Raw genomic sequence first — 8,639 nt, 5'->3', positions numbered from 1 at the left:
TATGTAAACATACCAAGAGAACAAATTTTAGCAAATTATCGGATTCTACTTGATTATTTGAACTCACCTTGGATTTCTGAACTAGAAATGCCGAATTTCCCTAGTTCAAATAGTGGGTTATTTCATTTTTTGGAAGTGAAAAAATTATTTTTACTAAATTACTTGATTCTTACAGTTTCAGGAACAGGGACATTCTTTTTTCTGCTGTATGCAAAAAAAAAGAAACTATACAAAAGTTTTCTTTTGTACTTTCGATTTGGAATACTTCTGTCACTGACAATTATAGTTAGTATCATTATTAGTTTTGATGCATTATTTTTACTATTCCATCAGACGTTTTTCAATAATGATGCATGGCTATTCAATCCTGCTACCGATCCAATAATTTTGGCATTACCGGCTGAATTTTTCATGCATAATTTTTTGTTGGCATTCGGACTAGTTGAAATTTTTCTGGTTGTCGGCTATGTCATTGCTAAGGTTAAAATTAGAAATCAGGATAACTTAACACAAAGAAAAAATTTAAAAAGACAGATAGGTGTTGAGAAAGAGTTTTCTACTGTAAAATAAAAAAAGAGAAAATTCTGCAGATTTTTAATATTCTCGAAGTGTCAAAATTCAAAAGCTTAAAGACTTGAACATAGGGTATGAAGAAACTAACTCAGTACTTTTGGGTAGAACTGTTTTAAGTAGTTTATTGGAGATAAATTCAGATTTGGAAATTGTAACTATCAACGATTTAGGATATTGAAAACTTAGCCTAACTCTTGGAGTTAATTAGCCAATGCTCTTCCACTTGGGACAGCATATGTGGGGAATACAAATGAGACAATAAATAGTACGAAAAAAGGTCACAGGAATTTTCCTGTGACCTTTTTTGTATCTCGATGTAATTAATTTGAGAAGTTATCAAAGTAGCCTTGGATATGGATGATCGGGGTGCCTTTATCGCCACTACCTGAAGTCAGGTCGGATAAGGAGCCGATCAAATCGGTCAAGCGTCTTGGCGTGGTTCCTTGAGCTTCCATCTGACCAATTAGGTCCGACTGCTTGTTCACGATATGATCCGTGATGGCTGTTTTGAGTTCAGCCCCACTTAAGTGTGAAAAGTTATTATCAGCTAAATACTTCAATTTCATTTCATTTGGTGTGCCTTCCAAACCTATTGTGTAGGCGGGAGAGACGACGGGGTCGGCTAATTCCCAAATTTGACCGACAGGATCTTTAAACGCACCGTCACCATAGATCATGACTTCAATGACTTTTCCTGTTGCCTCTTTCAAACGTTTTTGAATCGCCTCGACTAAAGGCTGGCCGTTATCCGGAAAGAGTTTGATTGAATCTTCAGTTGCTTTATTTGAACCAAGTAAACCGTATTGCGTGTTGAAGCCACTGCCGTTCATAGACTCTGACAAGACATCGTCAAGGCCGAATACTTTTTCTGCTCCGGCAGCTTTAACCAGACGTTTTGTACGTGAGCGGCTGTGAATATCACATGCCAGTACATTTTTTGTATAGTCAACGATGATTTTGGCATCATTGGAAAAAATAACTTCACAGTTTGCGCCTTCAGCTTCGATAAGTGATTTATAATACTCGATATAATCCACACCAGTAAAGTGATGCTTTTTAAAACCGAAGTGTTTGCGGAAGTCTGCTTCTGTCAATACGTCAGACCAAGGGTTGATGCCTGCTTCGTCTAGTTCGTCTAACGAGACCAAATGGTTACCCACTTCATCTGACGGGTAGCTCAGCAGCAAGACAACTTTACCGACGCCGCGTGCGATCCCTTTCAAGATGTTGGAGAAACGGTTTCGGCTTAAAATAGGGAAAATAACGCCAACGGTTTCGCCGTTAAATTTATGCCCGATATCTGTGGCGATTGCGTCAAGTGTGGCGTAATTACCTTGAGCACGCGCCACGATGGATTCAGTCATTGAGATGATATCACGGTCCATAAAGGTGTACCCGTCTGATTTAGCCGCATTTAATACAGTTTCCACAACAATATTTTCCATATTATCGCCTTCTTTAATGATAGGACTACGTAGTCCACGAACAACAGTACCTAAAGCTCTTTCCAAAATAATCTCTCCCGATATTAATATTTGTTGTTAATAGTTTCAGTCGGTTTTAGATAGTCTAAAACCCTTATACAGTATACACTTAAGAGCAGAGAAAAGAAAATAGATTTAAAGGAAATAACTAAATTTTTAGTATGAAAGTACGTTGAGTGTAAGCTTTTTAAAAGCAAAGCTATGCTATACTGAAATCACATGTACGAGAGGAGTCAGGATATTTATGAATATACTTGCAGCGATTGATTCGTTCAAAGAATCGATGACGAGTGAATAGGCGAATCATTGTGTGAAAGAAGCCTTGCCGGAGCATGCCGTAAGTTGCTTTCCGATAGCTGATGGCGGCGAAGGGAAATTCGATGGCCAGTCGCTCAGTGGGAAAGTCCCGGTCGGTATCAGCCGGTTAGCAAAACAATCTGATGTTCCAGTGATCTTGTTTGCTGGAAAAATCGAGGGTGACCGTGTACCCATCGTGGATGCACCGATGACTCTGGACGAAGCGATGGGACAGGGACCAGCTTTGCTTGAAAAAGCAGTGAAGCGAACTATTCGGTTGATAGAATTTGGAAAGAGAATGAGACGATAATATCTACATTTGACTGGTGCATAATAATCCACATCAGACTGCTGAACTGGTATCATTGAGATATAACTTACGACCTTATACGGAGGGTTATCCGTTAATAACCAATATAGTTATTTTTATTTTGATCATCGTATTTATTTTAATGATGAGACGCTTGATCTTAAATCGTTTATATTAAAGATTCAAGGGGTCTGATAATTGGAATGTCACCCGAAAAATGGCAAAATGGCTGAATAATTTGATTCTGGTACTGGCTTTCGTATATATATTTGGAAGTAATTTAAGCGGGTTCTCTACTGCTATAGGATGGGCAGGCGCCGGTGTAACCTATGCATTAAGAGAAGTCATCGTTAGTTTTGCTGGTTGGTTTGCTATCATGTTTGGAGACTTTTTCAACACCGGAGATCGTGTCTTGCTGGGCGGAATCAAAGGCGATGTGGTCGATATTGGAATGTTGCGTACAACACTCATGGAAATGGGTGAGTGGGTGGAGGGTGACCAGTATACGGGACGCATTGTCCGTGTCGCGAACAGCTACATCTTCACATCACCGGTCTACAACTACACGGCTGATTTCAAGTTCTTATGGGATGAGATCCATGTCCCGCTGCACTTTGACAGTGACATCAAGCTGGCTAAAGGGATCGTGTTAGCCATTGCGGAAGACATCATCGGCACATATAATGAACAGGCTGAAGAAGAGTGGGGGAACATGAAACGCCGCTACCGCATAGAAAATGCTTCTTTGAAACCGTAAGTTTACATCGCATTTGATGATAACTTCGTCACTATGAGCTTAAGGTATATCGTGGACACAAGAGAACGGCGGGGAGTCAGAGACCGTATTTTTACAGCCATCTTGGATCAATTCAAAGAAGTGGGAGACAGAATAGAACTGGCATCTGAAACATTCGAGATTGTTCATCAGGAAAAGGGGAAATAGAGCTGATATGAAAAAACTGATAAACCAGACAACTGAACTAAATACAGTTGTCTCATTAGCGGACGACCTTAGACGATTAGGAATAAAATCGGACATGACACTGCTCGTTCATACGTCCCTGTCAAAAATCGGCTGGGTAAATGGTGGGGCAGCGGCGCTCGTGGAAGCTCTTTTTAATGTCGTAGACAAAGAATCCGGCACACTGGTCATGCCGACCCACACCAGTGACTTGAGCGAGCCGTCGAAATGGGAGGACCCGTCTGTTCCGAAAAGCTGGTGGCCGGTGATACGCGAAACAATGCCGGCATATGATCCTAAAACAACGCCGTGTCCTTACATGGGTGTGGTTCCCGATCTGTTCCGTACCTATCCCGATGTACTGAGAAGTGATCATCCGACTGTCTCGTTCGCCGCCCGGGGGAAAGACGCCAAGGATATCGTTTCAAATCACACCTTGGACTTTGGACTCGGCGAACACTCGCCGCTTAAAAAGCTTTACGATAAAAATGCCTTAGTTTTAGCTATCGGAACGGATTATGATGCTTCAACAGCCATGCATCTTGGCGAATACCGGGCACCAAACGCAGAAACTATGGAAGAAGGGGCGCCGCGAATCGTTGACGGTCAACGTGTATGGCAGACGTTCAAAGACATCGAGCTGGAAGAGGAACATTTTCTGATTGTTGGCTACCAGCTGGAAGAGGACGGCCGGGTCAAAACCGGAAAGATTGGTAATGCTGTGGCCAAGCTGTATCCGGTTAAAGATGCGGTGGACTACTCTGCCCGATTTTTCACGACTCACCGCAGCTTTACGAGAAACTGATCCCCTTGCGGTAATGATTAGGCGTACCTGCCTAATCAGTCAACTTGAGCAATACCAATAGCCCGCTGATCCGACCTGCTGGAAGAGGAGAATTGGCAGGAATAATGGCAACAGGTCACTAGTTAGGCATGCTCAGAAGGAAAACGATTTGAGTGATGCCAAGTGGAGTCAAGTTAGGCATGCTCAGAGAGAAACTGATTTGAGTGATGCTAAGAAGAGGCAACTTAGGCAAACTCAGCGAGAAACCGATTTGAGTGATGCTAAGAAGAGGCAAGTTAGGCATACTCAGCGAGAAACCGGTTTGAGTGATGCTAAGTAGTGTGAACTTAGGCATACTCACCGGGGAAACCGATTTGAGTGATGCTAAGAAGAGTCAACTTAGGCATACTCAGCGAGAAACCGATTTGAGTGATGCTAAGAAGAGTCAACTTAGGCATACTCAGCGAGAAACCGGTTTGAGTGATGCCAATGCGGTCCTTATTAGGCGACTAGGCCTAATCAATCAACTAGAGTAATACCAAGGGCGCGCTGTGACAAGCAAACTCATGCAGAAACTATCTAATACAACCAAACATCATAATCGTTTTTGTTGCGTTTAAACGTGTATGATGTTAGAGTTTACATGTAATAAAAAAAATTAAATACGAATGATCCTGGGAGTCTTTTCAAGAAGGCTGAGAGTGATGTATATCAGACCAGTAACCTGATCAGCGTAATGGCTGCGGAGGGAGATCTATATATGATGGCTCTTTCCTATGGATTTTTTTCGTTAGGAGGAGTTTTTTTAATGTCAAAAAACTATGTCAACTACGGAAAGTGTTCAGCTGGAAAGCCTGGTTCTACAATGGAAATTACAGGCGCTCGCTTCAACTTGTCACCGATGAGTGATGATTTTGAAACGATTATTTTAGATGCAATCAAGCAAGTCGATTTATCGAAAGTGTGGTCAGAAACCGACCATATCTCAACGGTTTATCGCGGAAAAGAAGAAGCGGTATTCGATGCACTGAAAGCGGCGTACGTGTTTGCTTACCGAAAAGGCGTGCACATGACCCTGGAAGCGACCGTATCGAAAGGGTGTCCTGGAGACAGCGACAGCGATTATACATTGGCATTGGATGACCCGAAAATCAACCGGGAAGAAAGCGAAGCCATCGATTTTTCAGTCATCGGTAAATTTGCCCTGTATCCGATGGGCTCTGATGACTATATGGCGACTATCGCTGAAGTCGTCAACGAAGGCATCGAACGTGGAGTCGTAACGGGTTCCGGACACTACGGCACCAACCTGGGCGGAAATGTCCAGGACGTCTTTGATTATCTGGAATATGTTTCAAACACTGTGGGCAAAGAAGTCAGTCACTACGTCAGTCAGATTACACTTCACTGCAGCGTACCGGAAGGAGAAATCCAATGAATAGAAACAAATTGACCTTACGTGATTATTTACTGATGGCGCTCATTTCGGTCGTGTTCGGTGTGCTGTATTTGATGGCAGTCTATGCGGGAACAGCTCTGACCACCATTCTAACACCGTTTGGTTTAGGCGTGCTCGGGTATGAACCCTTTTTCGGTATCTGGTTCATGGCAGCGATCATCACGACCTATCTCATCCGCAAACCGGCCGTAGGCATCATCACCGAAGTCATTGCGGCTTTGATCGAAGTGATGCTCGGTAATATGTTTGGTGTCATGGTCCTTGTCTCTGCTTTTATACAAGGTGTTGGCGTGGAAATACCTTTTGCGCTAACCAAATATGAGAAGTACTCGTATAAAATCGCGATGCTTTCAGCTTTATCCGCTGCTGTATTGTCCTTTCTCTGGACAGGCTTTAGAAGCAATTACCTCGCAATGGACTGGCGGATCGTTGCCACGATTTTCGTCATTCGTTTACTGAGTTCCTTATTCTTTACGGGGTACTTGTCAAAGCGTATCTGTGACAAGCTTGATGAAGCGGGGATCTTGAATCATAATCTGGAAACCGGTGAAATCATTGAATAAGCTGGCTTTATCTGTTGAGGACCTGTCTTTTGAAATCGGTGGCAAGAAACGCATCGATTCGGTCAGTTTTGAAGTGGATAAAGGTGAAATCGTGTTGCTGTGCGGTGGAAGTGGCAGCGGTAAGAGCACCCTGGCCAATATCATTATTGGCTACTATCCGGAATACGGTGGAAAACAAGACGTTTCCCATATCAGAATCAGCGGTGAAGATGTGCAGTACCAGTCTGTGGTGGAGCGTTCAGAGTCGGTCAGGACGATTTTTCAGAATGCCCGCTTGTCTTTCAGTATGAAGACCCTGCGAGAAGAGCTGGTCTTTATTCTGGAAAACAGCCGTTTCAACCCCGATGAAATGAACGGGATGGTAGAAGATAAAGCGAGAGAATTCAACCTGGATTATCTGCTGGACCGTTCGTTTGACGATTTGTCAGGCGGGGAGCTGCAGCGTGCGGCGTTTATATGTGCCGATTTAGTGGATGTCCCGCTATATATCATGGATGAGCCTTTCGCAAACGTGGACGAAGAAACGATGCAGGACTATATACGCTACATGAAAGAATTGGTCAGAAAAGGAAAATCGGTTGTCATCATCGATCACCATGTCGACCGGTGGAACTGGGTGGACCGCTGGCTGTTGCTCGACAGTAATCAGCAGCTTCATGACCTTTCTTTGATGGCATCGGAAACGACCAAACGAGAGCTGTTGACAAAAGAAGGGATCGTAGTGGATGCCTCAGCTGTTCCCAAGAGAGACCTGGAGTCAAAAGAGATTCTCTTGGAGCTGGACAAGGTAACCCTTTATCACGAAAAAACGATACGGAAATCACTGTTCAAAAAAGAAACACAGACGACTACCTTGATCGAAGAAGCGTATTTCAACTTGAATAAAGGCTCGTTGACGGCGCTGGTTGGACCCAGCGGAATCGGAAAGACGTCACTCTTTAAAGCCATTTTAAATGTATCCCCTTATAAAGGGGAGATCCGTCTCCAGGGAAAAAATATAAAGACACTGAAGCCGGAAAATTTGTATTCTAAAATCGGTCTGGTTTTTCAGGATCCGTCATTGCAGTTCGTTAAAACCAACGTTTTGGATGAAATGGTGCTGAGTCTCACGGCCTGGGAAAAGCTTGAAGACGATCAGGCAGAAACAAAAGCAAGAGAAATACTGGACCAGCATCACTTTGAAAACAAAGCCTCTCAGTCGCCCTGGGTCATGAGTCAGGGGCAGCAGCGACGGTTAGCCGTTTTATGTATGACCGTTGGGGACCAGAACTTATTGCTGGTGGATGAACCCACATACGGTCAGGATGCCAGAAATGCTAAGAAAATAATGGACAAGTTGAACGAACTCTGTCGGCAAGGCGTGACGTGTCTGTTCACCAGTCATGACCGCGATTTAGTGGATGCATACGCCGATCAGGTCTATGAAATCAAAGAGAAGAAGGTGTGTCAGGTCAGATGATCGATTCAATTAATCCAACGGCAAAAACCATCGGTACACTTATTGGCACACTTATATTAGGCCTAACGTTTCAGTGGCAAGTAAACAGCGTCGTTGCACTGTTGTGCCTACTCTTTTTAGTGACTTCTAAACGAACCAATCCGACGACATTGCTCAAAATAATGGTTCCGATCACGCTTATTTCGCTCAGTTACTTCTTTACCGGCTGGATTTTCAGTTCTGAACAGGCACTTTTTGCCTTAGCGAATAATTCGGTGCCTTCACCAAGCGGCAAGGATTTTGTCAATGGGCTGAAACTGGGCACGCGTATCTTTTCATTTGCCATGTTGGGCATCAGTTACAGCCTGACGACCGATCCGCATGAACTGATTGCGAGCTTTATCCAGCAGGCCAGGATGCCGATGAAGATGGGTTATGCTATCTTGACGGCTATCAACTTGACCTCGCTGATACAAAGGGAACGCGACAATTCCAAACTGGCTCTACAGGTGAGAAACATACCCGTTAAGCCGTTTGATACAAAACCCATGTTTACCATGATGATCCGTATGGTCCGCTGGTCTGAGCGCTTGTCTTTGGCAATGGAATCCAAAGGCTTCAGTGAGGATCGCGTCATGCAGATGCAGATGACGATCAAACGCAGAGATATCCTCTTTGCCGTCGGATTGCCCATGCTCATAGCCATTTTAGGCTTTGCTGTTTTTTAGGATATGGGACAGGTGATGAAGGGCAATGCATATAATTGAAAA

General features: G+C 43.7%; 11 protein-coding genes and 1 riboswitch. Of the genes, 9 read left to right on the top strand and 2 right to left on the bottom strand.

Features of this window, described 5'->3' with window-relative positions:
• A partial coding sequence (locus tag AX762_RS04610; protein ID WP_071847978.1) for a TIGR01906 family membrane protein occupies nucleotides 1-570 on the top strand: 570 nt, incomplete at its 5' end.
• Between the two features lie 323 nt (nucleotides 571-893).
• Here AX762_RS04610 and AX762_RS04605 read toward each other — a convergent pair.
• Complete coding sequence (locus tag AX762_RS04605) at nucleotides 894-2,084, bottom strand: coenzyme F420-0:L-glutamate ligase (protein WP_071847977.1); 1,191 nt, start codon at nucleotides 2,082-2,084, stop codon at nucleotides 894-896.
• 283 nt (nucleotides 2,085-2,367) lie between these two features.
• On the opposite strand from AX762_RS04605, the gene AX762_RS04600 reads away from it, so the two are divergent.
• The 4 genes from AX762_RS04600 (at nucleotide 2,368) to AX762_RS04590 (ending at nucleotide 4,430) form a co-directional block, all read left to right on the top strand.
• Nucleotides 2,368-2,664, top strand: a complete 297-nt coding sequence (locus AX762_RS04600; protein WP_071847976.1) for a glycerate kinase — start codon at nucleotides 2,368-2,370, stop codon at nucleotides 2,662-2,664.
• 217 nt (nucleotides 2,665-2,881) lie between these two features.
• Entirely contained in the window at nucleotides 2,882-3,421 is a 540-nt protein-coding gene (locus AX762_RS12370; protein ID WP_083432795.1) for a mechanosensitive ion channel domain-containing protein, read from the top strand.
• A 51-nt stretch (nucleotides 3,422-3,472) separates the two neighbouring features.
• Nucleotides 3,473-3,607, top strand: coding sequence for a hypothetical protein (locus tag AX762_RS13115; protein ID WP_256244409.1), 135 nt, complete (start codon nucleotides 3,473-3,475; stop codon nucleotides 3,605-3,607).
• Between the two features lie 7 nt (nucleotides 3,608-3,614).
• A complete protein-coding gene (locus AX762_RS04590) occupies nucleotides 3,615-4,430 on the top strand; it encodes an aminoglycoside N(3)-acetyltransferase (RefSeq protein ID WP_071847975.1) in 816 nt (271 codons plus the stop codon).
• A gap of 118 nt (nucleotides 4,431-4,548) precedes the next feature.
• Here the strand turns inward: AX762_RS04590 and AX762_RS12560 are convergent, their stop codons facing one another.
• The gene (locus AX762_RS12560) at nucleotides 4,549-4,764 is read right to left on the bottom strand and encodes a hypothetical protein (RefSeq protein WP_143139286.1); all 216 of its coding nucleotides are present in this window, start codon (nucleotides 4,762-4,764) and stop codon (nucleotides 4,549-4,551) included.
• A 309-nt stretch (nucleotides 4,765-5,073) separates the two neighbouring features.
• Nucleotides 5,074-5,177: riboswitch (TPP riboswitch) on the top strand.
• Between the two features lie 40 nt (nucleotides 5,178-5,217).
• Here AX762_RS12560 and AX762_RS04580 point away from each other — a divergent pair.
• Genes AX762_RS04580 through AX762_RS04565 form a run of 4 tightly spaced genes read left to right on the top strand, consistent with a single transcriptional unit; the run spans nucleotide 5,218 to nucleotide 8,597 of the window.
• Nucleotides 5,218-5,847: a YkoF family thiamine/hydroxymethylpyrimidine-binding protein gene (locus AX762_RS04580; RefSeq protein ID WP_071847973.1), complete on the top strand. Its 630-nt coding sequence runs from the start codon at nucleotides 5,218-5,220 to the stop codon at nucleotides 5,845-5,847.
• Nucleotides 5,844-6,431, top strand: a complete 588-nt coding sequence (locus tag AX762_RS04575; RefSeq protein ID WP_071847972.1) for an ECF transporter S component — start codon at nucleotides 5,844-5,846, stop codon at nucleotides 6,429-6,431. Before AX762_RS04580 ends, AX762_RS04575 begins: the two co-directional genes overlap by 4 nt.
• Nucleotides 6,424-7,890, top strand: coding sequence for an ABC transporter ATP-binding protein (locus AX762_RS04570; protein WP_071847971.1), 1,467 nt, complete (start codon nucleotides 6,424-6,426; stop codon nucleotides 7,888-7,890). Before AX762_RS04575 ends, AX762_RS04570 begins: the two co-directional genes overlap by 8 nt.
• A complete protein-coding gene (locus AX762_RS04565) occupies nucleotides 7,875-8,597 on the top strand; it encodes an energy-coupling factor transporter transmembrane protein EcfT (protein WP_143139285.1) in 723 nt (240 codons plus the stop codon). Before AX762_RS04570 ends, AX762_RS04565 begins: the two co-directional genes overlap by 16 nt.
• The last annotated feature ends 42 nt before the right edge of the window (nucleotides 8,598-8,639 follow it).

Source organism: Alkalibacterium sp. 20 (assembly GCF_001885615.1).
In the GTDB taxonomy this organism is placed as follows: Bacteria; Bacillota; Bacilli; order Lactobacillales; family Carnobacteriaceae_A; genus Alkalibacterium.
Note: the sequence above shows the minus strand (reverse complement) of the source record. Positions and strands in the feature narration are given on the sequence as shown.